The sequence below is a fragment of the Chitinophaga cymbidii genome (assembly GCF_007992715.1).
GTDB lineage: Bacteria > Bacteroidota > Bacteroidia > Chitinophagales > Chitinophagaceae > Chitinophaga > Chitinophaga cymbidii.
In genome coordinates, this window is record NZ_BKAU01000004.1 from 438,246 (window position 1) to 458,155 (window position 19,910).

General features: G+C 52.9%; 18 protein-coding genes and 1 tRNA gene. 11 read left to right on the plus strand and 8 right to left on the minus strand.

All coding sequences use genetic code 11. The annotated features are described in order from the left end of the window. Position 1 precedes the first annotated feature (1 nt). Positions 2-700: a class I SAM-dependent methyltransferase gene (locus CCY01nite_RS18005; RefSeq protein ID WP_146864723.1), complete on the plus strand. Its 699-nt coding sequence runs from the start codon at positions 2-4 to the stop codon at positions 698-700. Further along, positions 694-1,860: a glycosyltransferase family 4 protein gene (locus CCY01nite_RS18010; RefSeq protein WP_146864725.1), complete on the plus strand. Its 1,167-nt coding sequence runs from the start codon at positions 694-696 to the stop codon at positions 1,858-1,860. Before CCY01nite_RS18005 ends, CCY01nite_RS18010 begins: the two co-directional genes overlap by 7 nt. Here the strand turns inward: CCY01nite_RS18010 and CCY01nite_RS18015 are convergent. Next, positions 1,852-3,357 carry a lipopolysaccharide biosynthesis protein gene (locus tag CCY01nite_RS18015; RefSeq protein WP_146864727.1) on the minus strand — a complete coding sequence of 502 codons (1,506 nt, stop codon included), beginning with the start codon at positions 3,355-3,357 and terminating at the stop codon, positions 1,852-1,854. The two genes, CCY01nite_RS18010 and CCY01nite_RS18015, sit on opposite strands and share 9 nt — an antisense overlap. Positions 3,358-3,478: 121 nt before the next feature. On the opposite strand from CCY01nite_RS18015, the gene CCY01nite_RS18020 reads away from it, so the two are divergent. Genes CCY01nite_RS18020 through CCY01nite_RS18035 form a run of 4 tightly spaced genes read left to right on the plus strand, consistent with a single transcriptional unit; the run spans position 3,479 to position 7,437 of the window. After that, a complete protein-coding gene (locus CCY01nite_RS18020; RefSeq protein ID WP_186831130.1) occupies positions 3,479-4,360 on the plus strand; it encodes a glycosyltransferase in 882 nt (293 codons plus the stop codon). Beyond that, complete coding sequence (locus tag CCY01nite_RS18025; RefSeq protein WP_146864731.1) at positions 4,357-5,304, plus strand: glycosyltransferase family 2 protein; 948 nt, start codon at positions 4,357-4,359, stop codon at positions 5,302-5,304. Before CCY01nite_RS18020 ends, CCY01nite_RS18025 begins: the two co-directional genes overlap by 4 nt. A gap of 3 nt (positions 5,305-5,307) precedes the next feature. Further along, positions 5,308-6,225, plus strand: coding sequence for a glycosyltransferase family 2 protein (locus CCY01nite_RS18030; RefSeq protein ID WP_146864733.1), 918 nt, complete (start codon positions 5,308-5,310; stop codon positions 6,223-6,225). A gap of 15 nt (positions 6,226-6,240) precedes the next feature. Further along, the gene (locus tag CCY01nite_RS18035; protein ID WP_146864735.1) at positions 6,241-7,437 is read left to right on the plus strand and encodes a glycosyltransferase family 4 protein; all 1,197 of its coding nucleotides are present in this window, start codon (positions 6,241-6,243) and stop codon (positions 7,435-7,437) included. An 80-nt stretch (positions 7,438-7,517) separates the two neighbouring features. On the opposite strand, the gene CCY01nite_RS18040 is transcribed toward CCY01nite_RS18035, so the two are convergent. Together CCY01nite_RS18040 and CCY01nite_RS18045 are read right to left on the minus strand one after the other, a co-directional pair. Next, positions 7,518-10,004, minus strand: coding sequence for a YfhO family protein (locus CCY01nite_RS18040; protein ID WP_146864737.1), 2,487 nt, complete (start codon positions 10,002-10,004; stop codon positions 7,518-7,520). Positions 10,005-10,025: 21 nt separating this feature from the next. Next, on the minus strand, positions 10,026-10,331 hold the full coding sequence (locus CCY01nite_RS18045) for a hypothetical protein (protein ID WP_146864739.1): 306 nt from the start codon (positions 10,329-10,331) through the stop codon (positions 10,026-10,028). A gap of 14 nt (positions 10,332-10,345) precedes the next feature. Between CCY01nite_RS18045 and CCY01nite_RS18050 the strand changes: the two genes are divergently transcribed. Further along, the gene (locus CCY01nite_RS18050) at positions 10,346-11,143 is read left to right on the plus strand and encodes a queuosine precursor transporter (RefSeq protein ID WP_146864741.1); all 798 of its coding nucleotides are present in this window, start codon (positions 10,346-10,348) and stop codon (positions 11,141-11,143) included. Positions 11,144-11,151: 8 nt separating this feature from the next. Next, on the plus strand, positions 11,152-11,601 hold the full coding sequence (locus CCY01nite_RS18055; RefSeq protein ID WP_146864743.1) for an NUDIX domain-containing protein: 450 nt from the start codon (positions 11,152-11,154) through the stop codon (positions 11,599-11,601). On the opposite strand, the gene CCY01nite_RS18060 is transcribed toward CCY01nite_RS18055, so the two are convergent. The 4 genes from CCY01nite_RS18060 to CCY01nite_RS18075 all read right to left on the minus strand — a co-directional run bounded on the left by CCY01nite_RS18060 (position 11,598) and on the right by CCY01nite_RS18075 (position 15,050). Then, positions 11,598-12,536 carry a magnesium transporter CorA family protein gene (locus tag CCY01nite_RS18060; RefSeq protein ID WP_146864745.1) on the minus strand — a complete coding sequence of 313 codons (939 nt, stop codon included), beginning with the start codon at positions 12,534-12,536 and terminating at the stop codon, positions 11,598-11,600. The two genes, CCY01nite_RS18055 and CCY01nite_RS18060, sit on opposite strands and share 4 nt — an antisense overlap. 56 nt (positions 12,537-12,592) lie before the next feature. Beyond that, on the minus strand, positions 12,593-13,372 hold the full coding sequence (gene dapF, locus CCY01nite_RS18065) for a diaminopimelate epimerase (protein ID WP_146864747.1): 780 nt from the start codon (positions 13,370-13,372) through the stop codon (positions 12,593-12,595). 110 nt (positions 13,373-13,482) lie between these two features. Next, positions 13,483-14,160 carry a hypothetical protein gene (locus CCY01nite_RS18070; protein WP_146864749.1) on the minus strand — a complete coding sequence of 226 codons (678 nt, stop codon included), beginning with the start codon at positions 14,158-14,160 and terminating at the stop codon, positions 13,483-13,485. A gap of 17 nt (positions 14,161-14,177) precedes the next feature. Next, positions 14,178-15,050 carry a nucleoside phosphorylase gene (locus CCY01nite_RS18075; protein WP_146864751.1) on the minus strand — a complete coding sequence of 291 codons (873 nt, stop codon included), beginning with the start codon at positions 15,048-15,050 and terminating at the stop codon, positions 14,178-14,180. A gap of 97 nt (positions 15,051-15,147) precedes the next feature. Here CCY01nite_RS18075 and CCY01nite_RS18080 point away from each other — a divergent pair. The 3 genes from CCY01nite_RS18080 (at position 15,148) to CCY01nite_RS18090 (ending at position 18,958) form a co-directional block, all read left to right on the plus strand. Next, positions 15,148-15,218 (plus strand) — tRNA-Cys (locus tag CCY01nite_RS18080). 114 nt (positions 15,219-15,332) lie between these two features. Next, positions 15,333-18,218 carry a sensor histidine kinase gene (locus CCY01nite_RS18085; RefSeq protein WP_146864753.1) on the plus strand — a complete coding sequence of 962 codons (2,886 nt, stop codon included), beginning with the start codon at positions 15,333-15,335 and terminating at the stop codon, positions 18,216-18,218. Continuing rightward, entirely contained in the window at positions 18,215-18,958 is a 744-nt protein-coding gene (locus CCY01nite_RS18090; protein WP_146864755.1) for a LytR/AlgR family response regulator transcription factor, read from the plus strand. The genes CCY01nite_RS18085 and CCY01nite_RS18090 overlap by 4 nt, the downstream gene beginning before the upstream one ends. Positions 18,959-19,161: 203 nt before the next feature. Here the strand turns inward: CCY01nite_RS18090 and CCY01nite_RS18095 are convergent, their stop codons facing one another. Further along, positions 19,162-19,902: a 3-keto-disaccharide hydrolase gene (locus CCY01nite_RS18095; protein WP_186831131.1), complete on the minus strand. Its 741-nt coding sequence runs from the start codon at positions 19,900-19,902 to the stop codon at positions 19,162-19,164. Positions 19,903-19,910: the final 8 nt, after the last annotated feature.

Below are 19,910 nucleotides of genomic sequence, written 5' to 3' on the forward strand. Positions count from 1 at the left end.
TATGATCAGTTCCGAATTCCGGCCAAGCGTATTTCACCCTTATTATTTTATCAGGAAAGGTCTTTTCAGGAAGATAAAGGAACATAGTCCCGTGCTGAAAGGGAAGCTCCTGGATTTTGGTTGCGGCTCAAAGCCTTACCGCTCTTACATCCATGCGGATGAATATGTGGGTGTTGACTTTGAAAATGAAGGGCATCCCCATGATAACGAGCAGATTGATATTTTTTATGACGGAAAACGTATCCCTGTTGAACCGGAGCTTTTTGATTCGGTATTGAGCAGTGAAGTATTTGAACATATCTTCAACCTGGAAGAGATGCTGGTGGAACTGCACCGGGTGATGAAGCCGGGCGCATCCATGCTGATCACCTGCCCATTTGTATGGAAAGAGCACGAAGTACCGAACGACTACGCCCGTTACACGCATTTTGCATTGAAACACCTGCTGGAGAAAAATGGATTCCGCGTGAAGGTGCTGGATAAAAGCGGCAATTTTATGGAAGTGCTGTTCCAGTTGCAGGTGTTGTATTTTCACGACAGCCTTTACCTGAAGTTCTTCCGTAAAATACCGCTGGTCAAAGATCTGTTCCGGCTGTTCTTCTTTGCACTGCCTAACCTGGTGGGTGCTGCCGCCAGCAAAGTGTTTCCCCGCAATACAAGGATGTATCTTAACAATATAATCGTTGCGGAAAAATGCTGACCAGGCCGCAACGGATCGTTTTTGTCGGGCACGATGCCAGCCTGAGCGGCGCTCCCATTCTGCTGCTGCAGCTCCTGTTGCTCCTCCGGCAGCAGCCCGGCATTACCATTACACTTGTCATTCACCGCGGAGGGCCGCTGATGGGTGCCTACAAGGAACACTTTGATGTGATATTGCTGAAACCGGAAGGTTACGGCAAAAAGAAAAGTCCGGTCCAACGCCTGCTGGAGATATTGCAGAACCGCAGGCAGATGCTTTCTTTCAAACGGAAGGTAGCGGCAGCCGACCTGGTTTTCAGTAACACGATCGTGAACGGAAGGCTGATGAAGAAGATCGCGGCGGCCGGCAAACCGGTGGTAACCTACGTGCACGAACTGGAAAATGTCATAAAAGATTACAAGCGTTCAGGCGATGCGGTATATCCCGGACTGGAAACCGGGGTGATCGCCTATCCCTCTCAAAAAGTAAAAGAAACGGTATTACAATACTACGCCATTCCGGAAAGCCGGTTGAGAAGACTGTCTTACTACTTTCCCTTTAGCCCTGACGCGGCGCAGAAAGCCCGCGCCGCCGAGGATTTCAGAAAACGCTTCCATATACCGGCCAATACCTTTCTCATAGGCGGCATGGGCGTGGCCTGCGACCGGAAAGGCACCGATCTCTTCATTGCCGTCTGTGCAGCGGTAACGCGGGTGAACCCGGATGTTCAGTTTTGCTGGACGGGTGTTTTCGAAACGCCGGAAACGGAGCTGTACCTGCGGCAGCTGGTGGCGGAAAAGCAACTCGGAAAGAAGATCATTTTTACCGGGCCAATGCCACATAGTTATTACAACACCGCGGCCTTCGACCTTTTTTTCCTTTCTTCCCGTGAAGACCCATACCCGCTGGTGGTGCTCGAAGCCGCCTTTATGGAAGTACCGGCTGTTTGCTTCAGCCCTTCGGGCGGCATTACAGAATTTGTGGGGGAAGACGCCGGCTGGATCGTTCCGGGCTTTTCCGTGGAGGAGGCTGCTGCTACTATGCTGCGCCTGGCGGGAAATGCAGACGCCGTCCATGCAAAAGGAAAAAGGGCCTGCGAAAAGAGCATCGCACTGCACGCCAATCCTTCATTGATCCTGCAACAATTCCGTGAGATACTTGGCCTGTCCGGGTTATCTTGATCTTGCAACAAACTCTTTTATTCTCCTCACTCCCGCGTTAAATACATTGTTGGCATCTTCAGAAACTTTCAGCCGGATGATCAGGAAGGCAGATAGTATGGTATATAGCGCGGTTTGCAGGATCGCTTCCAGTAAAGGGGATGCTACCTGAATTATAGCCGTTACAATAAAATAGTTGATGATCAGGATGACAATGGCGATCAAAGTCTGAAAAGTAAAGGGCTGCATTTTGAATTTGACCCAGATAAAGCCGAACCGGATGGAATTGAACAGGAGATAGGCGATAAAGGTAGCCCAAGCTGTTCCTGTTATTCCGTATTTCCTCACCAGCAGATAATTCAGCGGGATCAATGTTACGAGCAGGATAACAGTCGTAACAAAATCAACCCGCCAGTAGCGGGAAGTCAGGATGATCTGCGAGTTAACGCCGGTACCCAGCTCAAGTATCTTTGTAACGCCAAGGATCAGCAACGCCGTTTCTCCGCGTAGATAAATAGTATCGAGGTGGAAGATCGCGAAGGCGTTATGCAGGTTCATCCAGACGAGCGCGAAAATGAATCCCGAGAACAATAGCATATTGATCGATGTTTTCTGGTAGATCCTGAATATCCTTCCCCGGTCCTTGTTCTTCCAGGACTGGGCGATAACCGGCAACGACGCCGCTATCAGACCCCGTTGGGGAGCTTCCATGATAGAAGTAAGATAGGTGATGAAAGTAAAGATCCCCACGTAGGAGAGGTCCAGCACGCTTGAAATAAGGATGGTATCAAACGTTTTTGCCAGGATGCCGCAGAAGGATACAAGCGATATAAAAAGACCGTACGGCACCATCTTGTCTTTCATCCGCGTCGTTATCTGGCTCGTCTTCAACGTAAATACGATGGCGTGCTTTCTTCGCAGATAAAGGAACAACCCCAGCGATATACATCCGAACAATAACGAAAACAGCACGATAAAATGATCGAAATCAAGTATGTTCAGCAGAAAGAGAAGGATCAGTAAAGTTGTCAGCACCCTTAACACAAACTCTTTGTAAAACGCCGTTACCACCGAAGCGTAATGGTTCCATGCCTGCACTTCCAGCAGGGAATAGATCAGGAAAAAGAAGGTGAAAGGAAAAAGTACATAATAGTATTGCACCAGCAGCGGCGAATTACCACTGAACTTCTGGATAAAAAGATCCTTGAAAAGCAGCAGCATGGCGCTCACCAGCAGGAACCCGAACATGGATACCAGGAACATCTTCCCGAAAAGATCCCGCTTTTGCAGCGGAAGCCGGTCGCGGTAATACGGGTAGAACCGGTACATGACGGACACGCTTCCCAGGTTTGCGAGCGCAAACAGCGTATAGCCGATATCGTACATGATCCGGGTAAGGCCGTATTGCTCCGCGGTAAAGAAGCCGCTGGTAAATATCCAGGTGTTCAGTGCCCCCACGGCAAATCCAACATAGGTGATGACGGACGCAGTAATGCTTTGCTTCTGGATATTCCCCATAACCGTGCAAATTAAAGCAAAAAAGGATAGCTTGTAGCAATTGGATCGCTATTACACAGGGCTTAACGTATTCAATTATGTGATAAAGGTTGTATTTTGGCAGGAATTTAAATCCGCTGGCTTGATAACAGTTATAATTTGCACAGCAGTTCCCGGAAGGCTTGAAAAAGTGAAGGAAAGTATTGCGGACACGATCGGTTTGTCATATGAGCTGATCGCGGTGGATAATACGGATGGAAGGATGGGGCTTTGCGAAGCATACAATACCGCTGCCAAAAAGGCTTCCTTCGATGTCCTTTGCTTTATGCACGACGACGTACAATTCCTGACAAAAGATTGGGGAAAGCGCGTGGTGGCGCATTTCAGCGCGGATGATGCACTGGCGGCTATCGGGCTGGCCGGCAGCCGGTACAAGAGCCGTACGCTCTCCGGCTGGTGGAGCGGCCTGGCGGATTGCGATTGTTGTAATATCCGGCAGCAAAAGCCGGATGGTGAGATAGAACATGTTTATGTGCGGCCGCCTCTGTTGTCAGGGGACGTTATCCCGGTGAGAGTGCTGGATGGCGTCTGGATATGCATGCGGAAGGAGGTATGGCAGGAATTTCCCTTTGCGGAAGAACAGCTGCGCCGGTTCCATTTCTACGATGTGGACGTAAGCCTGCGTATTTCCGCAAAGCGGAAGGTAGCAGTAGTGTATGATGTGGACCTGGTGCATTTTTCATATGGCGCTTTCGGTAATGACTGGATACGGGAAGCTATCCGTTTTCACCGGTCTGTCAACCAGGTGAAGTTGCCTGGCGCTATTGGTACGCCGCATGAGAGAAACCCCGAACGTGCCGTTATGAGAGCCTGGCTGCTGCGCCTCCGCCGGGAAAAAATATCGCTTCGCAACAAGCTCGCCTGGTGCAAAACGGCAGGTGTTTGGCAGAACCCGGGCAACTGGCCATACATCTTCCTGTTCCTCACCTCCATTTCTTTTGCCCGTTTCAGAAAAAAGGCATGAATACGACCATCAAAGTTTCCGTGTGCATACCGGCTTACAAGAACGTCCAGTTCCTGCAAAAGGCGCTGGATGCACTGGTTATGCAGGATTACACGGACTGGGAGATCATCATCACGGACGATAGTCCGGATGACAGTGTACGCGCGCTCGCAGCACAATACCACGCGCGCCTGCCTTTGCATTACTACAAGAACGAGCCCGCGGCCGGGATGCCGGCCAACTGGAATGTCTGTTACGATAAAGCCCGTGGCGCTTACATCAAAATACTGCACGACGATGACTGGTTCACCAGCCCCCGGGCCATCCGTACAATGGCGGAAGCCCTGGATGCGCGGCCGGACTGTGACTTTGTGTTCTCCGCCTTCCGCAACTGCTACCTCGGTTCCGGCAGAACGGAAGACGTGCATTGCAGCGCCTTCTACCAAAGGCTGCTCCGCAAAGGGCCGGAACATCTCTTTCAGAAGAATTTCATCGGCCCGCCCAGCGTGGTCATGCACCGCAACAAAGCGGCTTACCGGTATGATGTAAAGCTGCGCTGGATGGTGGACAAGGATTTTTACATGAACATATTGCGGCAGGCGCCCGCATTCATTTACCTGGATGAGATACTGGTGAACATCGGCATCAGCGAAAACCAGATCACGCAGTCCGTGAAAGGGGTCCGCGAAGTGGAGGTGCCGGAGCAGTTCTATTTATTGTCGAAGACCGGTGAACAGCACCTGCACAATATTTACGTATACGATTTTTTCTGGCGGCTGCTGCGCAACCTCGGACTGCGGCGGCCGCAGGAGCTGAAGGAAGCGGGATTGCAAGGCGAACCGCCTGTATTGATCGTGCAGATATTGCAACGGCAGCGGCTTTTCCCGCTGGCGCTCCTGAAGATCGGGCCGGTATCGAAGCTGCTGATGGCTATTTCGTATATCTTACGCCATAGAAACGTTTAAAAAATGAAACCGTTAAGCATTATCATCATCACATACAACCGGCCGGACGATCTGCTGGACCTTTGCAGGAACATTGCGGAGCAGGAGGATGCGGCCGCGCTGCTGGAGAATGTGGTCATCGTCAACAACGGTTCCACGATCGATTACAGTCCCGTTACGGATTTCATCGCCGCGCACCGGGACATACCTTTTGAATATAAGTGGTCTGACCAGAACCTGGGCGTTGTCGGCGGCCGGAATATGGCCATCGGACTGGCCCGCGCGGCTATTCTTATTACATTGGATGATGATGCTTATTTCCGCGATGCGGACGCATTGAAGAAGGTATTGCAGGCATTTGAGCATCCCTTCACCACCACGCGCCCTTTCGGCGCGATGGCCTTTAAAGTGCTGTACACCGCTAACGGCGAGATGCAGCAAAACGCATTCCCGCACAAAGAGTTTGAGCTGTACCGCGATAAACCGCATTTCCTCGCGCCGTATTACATCGGCTGCGGGCATGCGATCACCAGAGAGGCGTATGAAGCAGCCGGACTATACCCGGAAGATTTTTTTTACGGGATGGAAGAATACGATCTTGGCTACCGCATTATCGACAAGGGATATGCGATCGCCTACGAAGCTTCGGTGGTGGTGATGCACAAGGAGTCGCCGCTGGCGCGGGTGCCGAACGAAACGAAAATGCGCATGCTGTGGACCAACAAGGCCAAAGTGACTTACCGTTATTTACCTTTGTTCTATTTTGTGACCGCCTCGCTGCTGTGGTCGCTGGAATACCTGAAAAAAACATCCTGGGACCTGAAAGGCTGGCTCAAAGGCTGGAACATCATCCGGCGCATTCCGGCGCAGAACAAACGGCAGCCGCTGAGCGACGAAGCGATGGAGTATTTACACCAGGCAGCCGCCAGGCTCTGGTATTAAAGCAAGCAGATCATCATGAAAATATATCCGCTGATCACATTAAAACGTTATGCCGAACAGGTTATCATGTTTCCCTTTGTGTTGCTGGGAAAGGGGATTGCCGTGCTCCGGCCGTTGCAGGAGGAATATGACGTGTTCATGTTCTTTCCTTCCTATGCGCTCGGTGGCGCGGAGAAGGTGCATGCGGCGGTGGTAGCGGCGATGCACAGCGAAAAGGTGATCGTTTTTTTTACCAAACGTTCGCAGAACGACAAGCTCCGGCATTTCTTCGCAAGACCCGACGTAAAGCTGGTGGAGATAGACCGGTACACCGGCAGTAAATGGATGTACTGGGCAAATTTCATCTACCGCGGCATCTGTGCCCAATATATCAACAGCCAGCGCAGGAAAACAGCGGTGTTCAACGGGCAATGCAACTTTGCTTACAAGCTGCTGCCGCATTTGCGGAAGGATATACTAAAAACAGAGCTGATCCATGTATCCGAAAAGAAATTCGGATGGGTCACCTTTCCCTACATTCCTTTCATCAATAAAAGAGTGATGGTGGCGGACAGCATCATCCGGCAGATCATGCAGCAGTACCGCGAGCTGGGCATCCCGGAAAAGTACGATGCGCGCGCCCGGAAGATATTGTATACGGTGCCGGTGCCGGAAACCCTGCCGGCGAGGCTGCCTCATCCTGTTAAAAAGATCGCTTACTTTGGCCGCGGCGGCTACCAGAAAAGACTGTACCTGCTTTTTGCAATCGTGCGTAAATGCCAGGCGGCGGCGTTGCCGGTGGAATTTCATTTCGCGGGTACGTTCGAGGATGAGGTGCCGGAGGATTTGAAACCGTTGGTACACTGGCATGGCCGCATCGGCAGCGACGAGGAAATGTACCGGCTGCATGCGCAGATGGATATTTTGGTGATGACCTCGCTGTTCGAAGGTTTCCCGGTGGTGATCATGGAAGCGATGAGCTGCGGCGTGGCCATTGTGGCTACGGCGGTAGATGGTATCCCGGAGCATATTGTTGATGACCGGAACGGTATGCTGATCCGCGCAACGGAAGAAGCGGCGATTGTGGAAGAAGGCTTCCGCCATGTCAGCCGCCTGGCAGCGGACGATGCGCTACTGGCTTCCATCGCGCAAAACAATCATCAATACGCTGTTGATCATTTTTCGAAGGCCGTTTTTGACAGGGCGTACCGGAACCTCCTTGAACTGCCCTGACAACTGAAAATGCTTCCGGCAGGAACATAAAAAAAGCTCCTCCACAGTAATATGGAGGAGCTTCTTATTTTAAACTGTAATTACTTCCCGGTAGCCGGCTCTTTCCTGAATTTCTTCCATATTTCCGCACCAAGCGCACCAAAGAAAAGCAGCAGCATCAGTATCGAAGAGTACCTGGACACGAGGTTCCCCACATAATAAGAGCGCGGCTCAAAGCGCAGCGTGATCTGGTGATCACCCGCCGGTATCTTCACGGCGCGCAGCACGTAATTCGCCCGTACGATCTCGCCGGGTTTATTGTCGATATACACATTCCAGCCCTTGGGATAATATACTTCAGAGAACACCGCAAAGCCGTTCTGGCTGTTGTGGCTCTGGTATTGCAGTTCGTTCAGCCCGTATTTGGTCAGCTTGATGCTGGCGGAGGAATCCTTGCCGAAAGTGTAATTCTCCAGACCTGCTTTAAAGCGCGCGTCCACAACGGCCGTGTCATCCACCTGCAAACTGTTCAGTATGTTCATTTCCTCATCGGCATTGGCCGCCCATTTGATCTGGCTCACGAACCAGGCGTTGCCTTTGGCGCCGGGGTTCCGCTGGTAGGTCAGCTGTCCCTGCTGGTCGGGCATGATCACATATTTGGTGTTCAGCATGTTGAGCACCTGCATGTTGTTTTTGGTGATCTGCCGGTCGATGATATCCTGATAGAGAGAAAGCCTGGCCGCGTGATAACCGCCGATGGATTTGTGGTGGTAGGAGGTCATCGCGTCGGCGAGGATGTTCTGGGTGACGTTCAGCACGCGGTAGTAGGGATCAGGGTCCTGTTTGATGGCCTGGTCTACCGGTGAGGGCGCAAAGAGGTTGGAATAGTCCGACGGCGTTACAAAGTTTTCCTTGTTGAGGTAACGTTTGTCGATCTGCCAGAGGTCGAACGTTACGATCAGGCCGGTGAGCAGGAAGAACACCGGCAGCTTGATCCTGTCTTTCATCAGCAGCCAGATCAGGCCCGCTACCAGCAGGATGATGAAAAGCGAACGGAAAGCATCGGAACGGAGGGCGGATGCGCGGTCGCTGATGATGGCGTTCAGCATTTTCTGCATAACGTCCGGATTATTGCCAAAATAGCGCTGGTACAGCGATTGGGCGCCGTCCGCTTCCGCTGTGAAATTCATCATGCCGAAAGAAGCGAGGATGAACAGCAGGCAGAGCCCCCCGGCGATGTACACCGCCTTTTTCAGCTGCTTCAGCAGTTCGGGTTTGGCGTATTGCCCGGTCACCACTTCATTCAGCACCCAGCAGCCCAGCAATGGCATCAGTATCTGTGGGATCACCATGGCCACAGTGGGCGTGCGGAATTTATTGTACATGGGCATGTAGTCGAAAAGGAAATTGTTGACGAGGGCGAAGTTCTTGCCCATGGCCAATATAATGGCGAACGCGATCGCAGCCAGAATCCACCATTTCTGCCAGTCCTTCACTAACAGGATCGCCAGTACGAAAAGGAAGATGATGGCGGCGCCATAGTAGGAGGGGCCGCCGGTAAAGGGCTGCGGGCCCCAGTATAACGGTACGGAAGCTACGAAAGTTTCCGCCTGCGCGGCCGGTACGCCCACCGCCGTCAGCTCCTTGTAGGTTTCCGACGAAGTGCCGATATTTTCATTGGCGGAACCGCCGTAGAGGTTGGGAATGAGGATGGTCAGCGTTTCCAGCGGCCCCTGGCTCCATTCAAAGGCATACCCGCGTTCCAGGCCGTCGGACGACTTCACCTCGCCGGAGCCGGGCAGCGGCGTCAGCTCGGAATGCCCGCCGCGCATGGTGTATTTGCCATATTCATAGGTCGTCCACAAATGAACGGTAGACGGCAGCACCGCCAGCATCCCGAACACCAGCAGCACGCCGGTAGCCTTCGCATATTGCGGCAGCGTTTTGGAACGGATGGCATGCACCAGGTGCGCTACCCCGATGATGAACGATATGATGAGCGTATAATATAGTATCTGGTAGTGATTGTTCATGATGAGCAGGCAAAGCATCAGGCTGGTGATGATGCCCCCCAGCCACAGCCGCCCCCGGTAGGTCAGCAGGATGCCCGCTATCACCGCAGGCATGTAAGTGAGGCAGAACATTTTGGTATCGTGCCCCGCTGCTATCAGCGACATGTTATACGTGGAAAGCCCCACCGCAATACCGCCGATCAGCGCCACCCAGTTCCGGAACCGCATCACGCAAAGCAGGAAATAAAAACCCAGCATGCCCATGAAGAGGTAATTCGCCGGCTTCGGAAGCCCGAGTGTAAATACGTTATGCAGGTAAGCCGTAAAATTGTCGAAGTGCATGAATATCTGGTAGGTAGGCATGCCGCCGAACAACGTATTGGTCCACAGCGGCGTTCCCCCGGTCTGCTCGTAGAATTTGACCGCCTCGCTGGACATCGCCTTCCAGTTGATGTTATCCCCCTGTTGCAGTTCCATCCCCTCCAATACCGGGCTGCAAAAGATAAACGAGAGCCCCAGGAAAATGAGGACAGCGTAAACATGCGGTAGAACGGCTTTTTGCCAGCTTTGCTTCATCGGGTATTTCAGGTTTAGTTTTTAAAGAATCCAAAATAACTGTATTTTATCCGAAATTTCAATATGAGCTGGCTTAGGTTTCTGGTAAAATTCAGCTTTATCTGTAATTGCTGCTATCTTTTGGGCTTTATTATCAGGATGACGGATTACCAGGATAGATTCGAAGGCATCGTTAAACATATATTGGTATTGGGTTACCTCGTTTCTCCCTTCCTCAATATTATCACCATCCTGTTGACGGTGATACTGTTGCTGGCTAAAAAAGCGAGGTGGGCGGATGTCCATCCCTATATTTTTATCCTGAATGTTATTATTTTCCTGATCCAACTGGAATGGTTCATATGATCACCAATATCCTGAAAGACAAATCGACCCGGCTTTTCATCATCCTCAGCGGATTTTTCGTAGCCAACGCGCTGATTGCCGAGATCATCGGCGTAAAGCTGTTTTCACTGGAAGCCACCTTCGGCCTGACGCCCATCAACCTGAAGATCATGGGTGAAGTGTACAATTTCAACATGACCGCCGGCGTGCTGCTGTGGCCCGTGGTGTTTATTATGACGGACATCATCAACGAATATTACGGCTCTAAAGGCGTCCGCTTCCTGTCTTTCATGACGGCCGGCCTGATCCTTTTCGCCTTCATCATCTTTTTCCTCGCTATCCGCCTCACGCCCACGGAGTTTTTCGTGACCAGCAAGGTCAATTCCGGGGTGCCGGATATGGACAAAGCCTATAACCAGATCCTCGGGCAAAGCTCCCTCATCATCGTGGCGTCCCTCATTGCTTTCCTTATCGGGCAGCTGGTGGACGTGTTCACTTTCCACAAGATCAAAAAAGTGACCGGCGAGCAGAAGATCTGGCTGCGCGCCACCGGTTCCACGCTGGTATCGCAGCTGGTGGACAGCTTTGTGGTGCTGTTCGTGGCCTTCAACCTGGGGCCGCGCATCTATAATCCGGACGGCAACCCCATCTGGCCGATGAACCTCGTGCTCAGCGTCTGCATCGTCAACTACATTTATAAATTCATCGTGGCTATCCTGCTCACCCCCGTGATCTACTGGATACACGGCATCATTGAACGGTACCTCGGGCACGAAACGGCCGCGGAAATGAAGCGGGTAGCCATGAACAGATAAAGAAACACATGCAAGCTTTTACGGTCCGTGTATACGGCATTATGATCAATGAGAAAAAACAGGTGCTGGTCAGCGACGAGTACATCCGCGGCGGGTACTATACCAAATTTCCCGGCGGCGGGCTGGAATTCGGGGAAGGCACGCTGGAATGCATCATCCGGGAGTGGAAAGAGGAGCTGGACCAGGATGTGGAAGTGGTGGAGCATATTTATACGACCGATTTTTTCCAGATCTCGGCGTTTGACGACAAATCGCAGATCATCTCCATTTATTATCTCGTTAAACCCACCTCACCCTTTACCAAACCCATTCTTGCCAATCCGTTCGACTTCGAGATACCCGAAGGCGTCACCCAGGTGGAAGGCGTGCGCTGGATCGACTGGAACGACTTCTCCGCCGAAACGGTGACGCTGCCGATCGATAAGGTATTGGCCACGATGGTAAAGGAAAAATACTAGAACCACTTTTTCTTCATGAAATACCAGCTCATGACCACCGCTGTAACAATGGCGATGGTAACGGGTATGTAGAAGGCGTACTGCGAGTGCGCGTACGGGATCTCCACGTTCATGCCGTAGATGCTGGCCACGAGTACGGGGAGGGTGAGCACGATGGTGATGGAAGTGAGGCGCTTCATCACAAAGTTCAGGTTATTGGAAATGATGCTGGCAAAGGCATCCATAGTGCTGCTGAGGATGTTGGTGTAGATATTGGCCATTTCAAGGGCCTGGGAAGTATCTACGATCAGGTCGTTCAGGAACTCTTTTTCATCTTCGTTCAGCCCCAGGAAATTGGTGCGTTCCAGCTTCATGAGCAGCAGCTCGTTGCTGCGCAGGGCGGTTACGAAATACACCAGGCTTTTCTGGATGCGCATCAGGTAGAGCAGCTCTTCGTTCCGGTTGGAATCGTACAGCTTTTGTTCCAGCAGGTTGCGGCGCTGGTTGATCTCCTTCAGGTAGTCCAGAAAATTCATCACCACTTTCTCGAATACTTTCAGCACCATCATGTTCCTTTTTTCCGGGTGGCGGTTGTGGAACGTGTTCAGGAATTTTTTGATGGCGGCGTTGTCGAACGAGTTAACGGTAACGATCTGGTGGTGGGTGAGGATGATCACGATGGGGATAGTAATGTAATGGGCGTCGCTTTCGTTGATGGAGTTGTTTTCTGTGGGGGTTTTGATAACGATGAGCTTAACGTTGTCCTCCAGCTCGAAGCGGCTTTTTTCATCGATGTCCAGCGAGTCCGTGAGGAAGTCCAGCGGAATATCGAGGGTTTCCGCCAGCTGCTCGAACTCTGCCTGTTTCAGGGGAGGGGTGATGTTCACCCAGGCCCCGTTTTCCGGCTCTTCTATGGCAACAGTGCGGTTATCGATATTTTTGAAGTACTGGATCATCCGGGCGCAAAGGTAGTGGAATTAATTTACCAAAATCAACCCGGCCGGCCGGGTCCTCAAATTTTAATATTTCCTTCAAATACCAGCGTGGCGGGGCCGCAGAGCCAGATGTCGCTGTAGCTGCGCTCGCCGGTACGGGTAAAGTGCACTTCCAGGTGTCCGCCGAGGGTTTCCACGGGGATGTTGTAGTCGCCGGGTTCCGCCGGCGCGGCGGTGAGTGCGGCGGCGGTAACGCCGGTGCCGCAGGAAAAGGTCTCGTCTTCCACGCCGCGTTCGTACGTGCGTACAAAGATGCCGTTATCCACTTCCTGCACGAAGTTCACATTGGTGCCTTCCGCTGCAAAGCGGTCGTTGTAGCGGATGCTGCGTCCTTCTTCATATACGTCCACTTCCTGCACGTCCGTCACGAACTTTACGAAATGCGGGGAGCCGGTGTTCAGGTAAAAGTAGAGGTTGCCCGCTTCCACCTGGTGCACGTCCTGCATTTTGAGGTCCACCCAGCCGTTCTCGCGGAGCCGGGCTTCATGTGGACCGTCCACTGCAATGAAGCGCAGCATGGGTTTGCTGATGCCCATATGCCGGGCGAAAGCCGTAAGACAGCGGCCGCCGTTGCCGCACATGCTGCCTTCGCGGCCGTCCGCATTATAATATTTCATTTTAAAGTCGTACTCCGGTTGCATTTCCAGCATCATCAGCCCGTCTGCCCCGATGCCGAAACGCCGGTCGCACAAATGCGCGATCTGTTCGGTGGTCAGGGAGCTGTATTCTCCGCCACGGTTGTCCACGATCACAAAATCGTTGCCTGTGCCCTGGTATTTATAGAAGTGAATGTTCATTTACTGCAAAGGTAAAAATTGTTTTTGATGATTGTGGAGCCGGCGGCAGGATCATGGTTGGGGCCGCCGTTGCGTCGCACACTTTAGCGGCCGGCCTGCTGTGCAGCTACTTAGTTCATAACTTCAAACTCGGAATATTCAATATATATCCTCTCCAGCCGTCCGTTTTTGAAATGCAGCGTTACCGTATACCTGCCGTCAACACCAGCGCTCACGGATTCGTTAAACACAAATCGCCACTGATCGTGATCCGCCATGACCGGGTCAAAGGGCTTGCCCAGGGACTTCTGCCCGAGCCTGATGGCATACCCTTCAAGAACGCCCGTGGTGTAGATCGCTTGCAGCTTGTTATAAATGCCGCCCAGGTTTTCATCCCGCCGCAAGGCTATTTCCTCCGGGGCATTTTGGGGCCATTGCGTTACCGGGGCCGTCAACCCCGATCCTTCATCGATGTTCGATATCTTGTCCCCGTAAAAAGAGATGATCACCCGGTCCGGATACGTTGCCTGCTGCTTTTCAATACTAATGCCGCTGTACAACGCCATCCGCGGACCTATTTCGTCCGGCTGGTTAAATAACGTGGATAGTTGCCCGGTCACTTCAACCTGGCCCAGGTTTTCTTTCTGTTGCCCCAGTTGCTGTAATTGCAGGTACACATCGGCGGCTGTGCTGCCGATCTGCATGCCCCATTTCTCACCTTTGGTGATCGTTTCCGTTCTCGGGAAGGAGTTGTCTTTCTTGCAGGAAAAGAACGCCAGGAGTAAGGGCAGGAATAAAAATCTTCTCATCAGTGTATTTTAATTAATTAGCCGGCAATGATTTCCATCGCTTTTGCGATCATCTTTTCTACCGCCGCATTCCCGTCGCGGCTGAACTCCTGGCTGATGCGGTTGGCAACGATCGCGCTTACGGAGAGGCATTCATGCCCCAATACCCGCCCCAGTCCATATATCCCCGCTGTTTCCATCTCGAAGTTCGTGATATGGCGGTTCTCGAAGCTGAAGCCTGTCAATTGCCCGATCAGGTCGGGGTGGGAGAGGGCGCCGCGCAAAACCCTGCCCTGTGGAGCGTAAAAACCCGGGCAGGTAACGGTGATGCCTGTATGAAAATCTCCGGTGAACCGCCCGGACAATTCCCCTGAAGCTTCTATCAGGTAAGGGCGGATCGCGCCGGGCTGCAGCCGGATCTGCCCGCGGAAGGCTTCCAGTAATTGCTGCTCTTCGGGCGTGTTCTGGTAGTTGTAAAAATGCAGTAGGTTGTCCAGCCCCAGCCCGTGTGAAGACACCACAAAGCTGTCTACCGGGATGTTCTCCTGCAATGAGCCGGCGGTGCCCAGCCGGATGATCTTCAGTGATACGGGCGTTTCCTTCACCGTGCGGGTGCTGAAATCGATGTTCGCTAGCGCGTCCAGCTCGTTCAGCACAATATCGATATTGTCCGTACCAATGCCGGTAGACACCACGGAAAGCCTTTTATCACCGATGTACCCGGTATGCGTAACGAACTCGCGGTGCTGCCAGCTGCCTTCCAGCCGGTCAAAATGTTTGCTCACGGCTTTCACCCGGTCGGGATCGCCAACGGTGATAATGGTGCCGGCCAGTTCCTCGGGGCGAACGTTGAGGTGGTATACCGCGCCGCGCGCGTTGAGTATCAGTTCGGATTCGGCTATGGTCGTCATAATATGTTGCAGGTTTTTTAATCCGTAATTGAATATATGCTAATCAGATTTGGCAAATATCGAAAATTTACTACTTTTGCAGTCCATCAAAATTAATGGTTCCGTGGCCGAGTGGCTAGGCAGAGGTCTGCAAAACCTTTTACAGCGGTTCGAATCCGCTCGGAACCTCAAAAGGATCGCAAATAGCGGTCCTTTTTTTATTGCGGACCCCAAAGCCATCTGCCTGATTAACAAATGTATTTCTGCCACAAATTACTATATTCGCTCATATAGTATCCCGCAATGCTGTTTAGAGGAACCAGAAAGTACGTTTATATCTTCCTGTTATTAATTATCCCGTCCATTCCGGATCTTGTTGTAGCCCAGGATTACAGTTACCGTCATTATAACGAGCGGGATGGTTTGACAGGACCGGTCGTGTACAGCATGTGCCAGGATCGGGACGGCTTTATGTGGTTCGCCACGGAAACCGGTGTGAGCCGCTTCGACGGCAGCCGTTTCACCAACTTCACTACCGGCGACGGCCTCCCCGGCAACGCGATCATCCACGTATACTGCGATGCTGCCGGCCGCGTGTGGCTCATCCCTTTCAAACACGCCATCTGCTACTATTACAAAGGCCGCATCCACAACCAGCAAAACGATTCCCTCCTCAAAAAGATCAGCCTCGATGAATACGTGGTAGGCATCGGTGAGAACAGCGAAAAAGAAGTCATACTGATGAGCGGTTCCCGGGTATTGCGGCTCACGGCGGACAACCGCGTGGTTCCGCTCACGGACCAGGTTTTCGGAAAGCTCTCCATGGTAAAAATGAACGTCACGGAATCCGGTGTGGTCACCATGCTGAACAAGCACGATATCTACCGGTACCGCAACGGGCGCTTCATGCTTGAATCCGCCATCAGGCCCATCAGCGCCGGCGCCGCCCAGATCCTCCTGCAGGACGACCTGCTTTGCTGGCTCACGGCGGCGGACAAGCTGCAGGTGCGCTCATCGCGGTATGGACTGAACTACGCATACACCGTTCCGCCCGTCAATACCCTGCAATGGATCAACGATTCCATTATCTGCATCAACAGCACCCAGGGCGCTTTTCTCCTGAATGTGCGCAGCCGGAAAGTGGAGAAGACCTACCTGCCCAACAAGAACGTCAGCAGCATGCTCACCGATTCGGAGGGCGGCATCTGGCTCTCCACCATGAACGACGGCGTTTACCGCATGGGCCCGGACGGCTTCCGGCATTTATCCGGCCCCGGCGGCGGAAAGTTCAGCGTGTACGACCTGCTGCGGCACGGGAACAGGATACTGGTGGGCGCGGACCTGGGATGCCTGCAGATCGTGGACCGGCGCCTGCAGCCATACCCCGGCGGCGAGCTGCCCGCAAGCCCCGTCACCAATATCCGGAAACAGGGCAACATGCTGGTGATGAGCAGCGGCCAGTATTTTTATGTAAAACGCGGGCGGTTGCCGGCAGTGCAGATCAGGGATATCAACGCCGTCAAGGACTTTATCATCCGGGATAACGAAGCGCTGCTGGTGGCGGGCGCAAACTCCCTTCATACAGTGAGCATCCCGCAGCGGCAGGCGGTCGCGGATGCATGGACCGGCAGATTGACCTGCCTGCTGGCGCATCCCGACGGCATCTATTTCGGAACGCTGCACGGGCTGCATCTCCTGAAGGCGGACAGCACCGTGATCCGCCTCGGAGACGCGCATCCGCTCCTGCATGAGCGCATCGTAAAACTCGTGGAGGGAGCGGACGGCACCATCTGGGTGGGAACGGAAAAGAACGGCATCATCGGATGGAAGAACGGCCGCATCATCCGGCATATCAGCCAGGACGCGGGGCTGAGCAGCAGTACTATCCGCTGCATCACGGCGGACGGGCCTTTTTTATGGGCGGGAACGGACAAGGGATTGAACAGGATAGACCTGCGCGCAAACCCCGCCAGCATCGTCCACTACACGCGGGCGGACGGCCTGGCGTCCGATATTGTCAACACCGTGCTGATAGACAGGGATACCGTATACGCGGGTACGCAGGAAGGGATCACCTATTTCAGCAGGGACGCGGTGCCGCGCAAAGCGCCCTGTTCCCTGAAGCTCACCGGCATCACCATCAACGGAGAAGAAGCGGATATGGACCACCTGCCCGCGCTGGAATACGGAACGAACAACATCCGCCTGGAATACGCCGGCATCTCCTTCAAAGGCGGCGGCGACATTCGCTATTTTTACCGCCTGAAGGGGCTGGACACCACATGGAAGCAAACCGTGCAAACCGCGCTGGAACTGATCTCCCTGCCGCCGGGGCGCTATGAGCTGGAATTATACGCCAGCAACCGGTTCGGAGAAAAAAGTCTGGTCACCGCCATTCCGCTCGTCATAAAAAAGCCGTTCTGGCAAAGCATCTGGTTCATTTTGCTGGCGCCTGGCCTGCTTTTTTTCGCGGTACATTTCGTCATCCGGTACCAGATCCGGCGAAGCAGGAAGAAAGAAGCGGCAAAACTGGCCATCGAGCAACAGCTGCAGGAACTGGAACAAAAAGCCCTGCGCGCGCAGATGAACCCCCACTTCATTTTCAATTGTCTCCATGCCGTGCAGGAGTTTATCATGGACCACGACACCGAAAATGCGAACCGCTACATCGGCCGCCTGGCCCGGCTTATCCGGCAGACGCTGGATATCTCGCTCCGCCCGCATATCACCATCGAAGATGAAGTGCAGTACCTGGATACCTACCTGCAGCTGGAACAAATGCGTTTAGAAAACAGGTTTACTTTCAGTATCATTGCAGACCCGGCGATCGATACGCAGGCGGCTTCCATCCCGGGCATGCTGCTGCAGCCTTTTGTTGAAAATGCGGTGCAGCACGGTATCCGTCATATGCGGCAGCAGGGGCACATCGCGGTGCATTTTGAGGCGGAAGGAAAATATATCACCTGTACCATTACGGATAACGGCGTTGGCAGAACGGAAGCAGAAAAACGGAAAGCAGGCAGAAGCTATGCATCGCTGGGCACGCAGCTTACGCAGGACCGCATTGCGGTGATCAACAAAAATCTCTCGGCCGGCATCACGCTGGAAACTACAGATTTACCGGATAACAGCGGGACCAGGGTCATCATCCGCTTCCCGCCGATTGTACATGAAAAAGTGAAACCATGATCAAATGTGTCATTATCGATGATGAATCCAGGAGCATTTCCGTACTGAAAAAAATGATCCGGCAATATTGCCCCGGCCTGCACGTAGCCGGTACCGCGGGCGATATCCGGGAAGGCGCGCAGGTGATTAAAGACGTGCGGCCGCAGCTGGTTTTCCTGGATGTGGAAATGCCTCCCGGCGACGCTTTTGAATTGCTGGGCGCGCTGATGCCGCTGAACTTCGATGTGATCCTCGTTACGGCGCATGACAGCTATGCCGTTAAAGGATTTAAATACGGCGTGCTGGACTACCTGCTCAAACCGGTGGAGATAGATGAGCTGAAAGCTGCGGTGGAAAGGGCGGAAAAGAGAATACACGAGCGCGACCTCAACCATCATCTCAATATGGTGATCCCGCATCTGCGCAACGAAAAGCCGTTCGGAAAAATAGCGCTCCGCGAAAAGGACGGCCTCACTTTGTTTGCGGTGGATGATATCGCCTATTGCAGTGCGGAAGGAGGATATACGCGCTTCTGTTTCAGCAACGCCAGCCCGCTGGTGGTGTCCGGCAATCTGAAAGAATTTGAAGAGCAGCTGCCGAAAGATATTTTCTGCAGGATACACGATTCCTGGCTGGTGAACCTCAACTACGTGAAGAAATATTATAACGGCAAAGGCGGGTATATAGAAATGATGGATGGAAAAACGATCGAAGTTTCGGTAAGAAAGAAACCTGAATTTCTCAGCCGCCTGAAACAATGAACGCTTATTCGCGAAACATCTACACCTGTCAATTAGCATTTAATGGAAACACTGCATTGGCGTAATTTTGGGGCTTGCCTTGCGACAACGGGCAATAGTGATGCAGTTAACCCATTGAGTACACATTTTGAGTAGTAAAGGCCGCCTGTATGGGGGGCCTTTTAAATTAAAATACCCCGGCCCAATGGACCGGGGCGTTTCTTTTACAATTTTCTCACCCAGATATTCCGGAAGCTCACCAGGTCCCCGTGATCCTGCAAAGCGATCGACATGGCGCCGTGCTTTTCGTAAAACGGTTTGCCGATGTAGAGGGTTTTTCCTTTCAGCTCGAAATTGTTTTGCACCAGCACGTTGTTCAGCAGTGCGGTCACGCGGGCGGGTGATTTCAGACTGCCGTCTTCGTTGAAGCGGGGGGCCGTCCAGATCACATCATATGTTTGCCATTCGCCGGGCTTTTTGCTCGGGTTGGCGAGGGGGATGGCCTGTTTGTACATGCTGCCCACCTGGCCGTTGGAATAGGTCTTGTTGTTGTAATTGTCCAGCACCTGCAGCTCGTAGAATTCCTGCAGGAAGATGCCGCTGTTGCCGCGGCCCTGGCCTTCTCCTTTCACCACTTCGGGGGCGCGGAATTCGATGTGCAGCTGGAAGTCTTCGAATTTTTCTTTCGTTTTGATGCCGCCTTTGCCTTTGGCAACGGTCATGGCGCCGTCTTTTACTGTCCAGGGCGCTGCGCCGCCTCCTTTTTCGGACACCCAGGCGTCCAGGTTCCTGCCGTTGAACAGCACGATGGCGTCAGAGGGAGCTGTGCCGGCTGTTCCGGGTGTTACAATGGCGGGAACGGGTTCCCATACTTCCGTGTCCTGTGGCTTGGCTTCCTGTGCGCAGGCGCTGATGGCCGGGAGCAGGATGGCGCTGGATACCAGTAAAGATTTGATACGATGCATTTTCTGTG

What these genes read in the sequence shown, in the direction of transcription:
- CCY01nite_RS18005 (WP_146864723.1), top strand. Translation starts at nt 2, where the DNA reads ATGATCAGTTCCGAATTCCGGCCAAGCGTATTTCACCCTTATTATTTT.
- CCY01nite_RS18010 (WP_146864725.1), top strand. Translation starts at nt 694, where the DNA reads ATGCTGACCAGGCCGCAACGGATCGTTTTTGTCGGGCACGATGCCAGC.
- CCY01nite_RS18015 (WP_146864727.1), bottom strand. Translation starts at nt 3,357, where the DNA reads ATGGGGAATATCCAGAAGCAAAGCATTACTGCGTCCGTCATCACCTAT.
- CCY01nite_RS18025 (WP_146864731.1), top strand. Translation starts at nt 4,357, where the DNA reads ATGAATACGACCATCAAAGTTTCCGTGTGCATACCGGCTTACAAGAAC.
- CCY01nite_RS18030 (WP_146864733.1), top strand. Translation starts at nt 5,308, where the DNA reads ATGAAACCGTTAAGCATTATCATCATCACATACAACCGGCCGGACGAT.
- CCY01nite_RS18035 (WP_146864735.1), top strand. Translation starts at nt 6,241, where the DNA reads ATGAAAATATATCCGCTGATCACATTAAAACGTTATGCCGAACAGGTT.
- CCY01nite_RS18040 (WP_146864737.1), bottom strand. Translation starts at nt 10,004, where the DNA reads ATGAAGCAAAGCTGGCAAAAAGCCGTTCTACCGCATGTTTACGCTGTC.
- CCY01nite_RS18050 (WP_146864741.1), top strand. Translation starts at nt 10,346, where the DNA reads ATGATCACCAATATCCTGAAAGACAAATCGACCCGGCTTTTCATCATC.
- CCY01nite_RS18055 (WP_146864743.1), top strand. Translation starts at nt 11,152, where the DNA reads ATGCAAGCTTTTACGGTCCGTGTATACGGCATTATGATCAATGAGAAA.
- CCY01nite_RS18060 (WP_146864745.1), bottom strand. Translation starts at nt 12,536, where the DNA reads ATGATCCAGTACTTCAAAAATATCGATAACCGCACTGTTGCCATAGAA.
- dapF (WP_146864747.1), bottom strand. Translation starts at nt 13,372, where the DNA reads ATGAACATTCACTTCTATAAATACCAGGGCACAGGCAACGATTTTGTG.
- CCY01nite_RS18070 (WP_146864749.1), bottom strand. Translation starts at nt 14,160, where the DNA reads ATGAGAAGATTTTTATTCCTGCCCTTACTCCTGGCGTTCTTTTCCTGC.
- CCY01nite_RS18075 (WP_146864751.1), bottom strand. Translation starts at nt 15,050, where the DNA reads ATGACGACCATAGCCGAATCCGAACTGATACTCAACGCGCGCGGCGCG.
- CCY01nite_RS18085 (WP_146864753.1), top strand. Translation starts at nt 15,333, where the DNA reads ATGCTGTTTAGAGGAACCAGAAAGTACGTTTATATCTTCCTGTTATTA.
- CCY01nite_RS18090 (WP_146864755.1), top strand. Translation starts at nt 18,215, where the DNA reads ATGATCAAATGTGTCATTATCGATGATGAATCCAGGAGCATTTCCGTA.
- CCY01nite_RS18095 (WP_186831131.1), bottom strand. Translation starts at nt 19,902, where the DNA reads ATGCATCGTATCAAATCTTTACTGGTATCCAGCGCCATCCTGCTCCCG.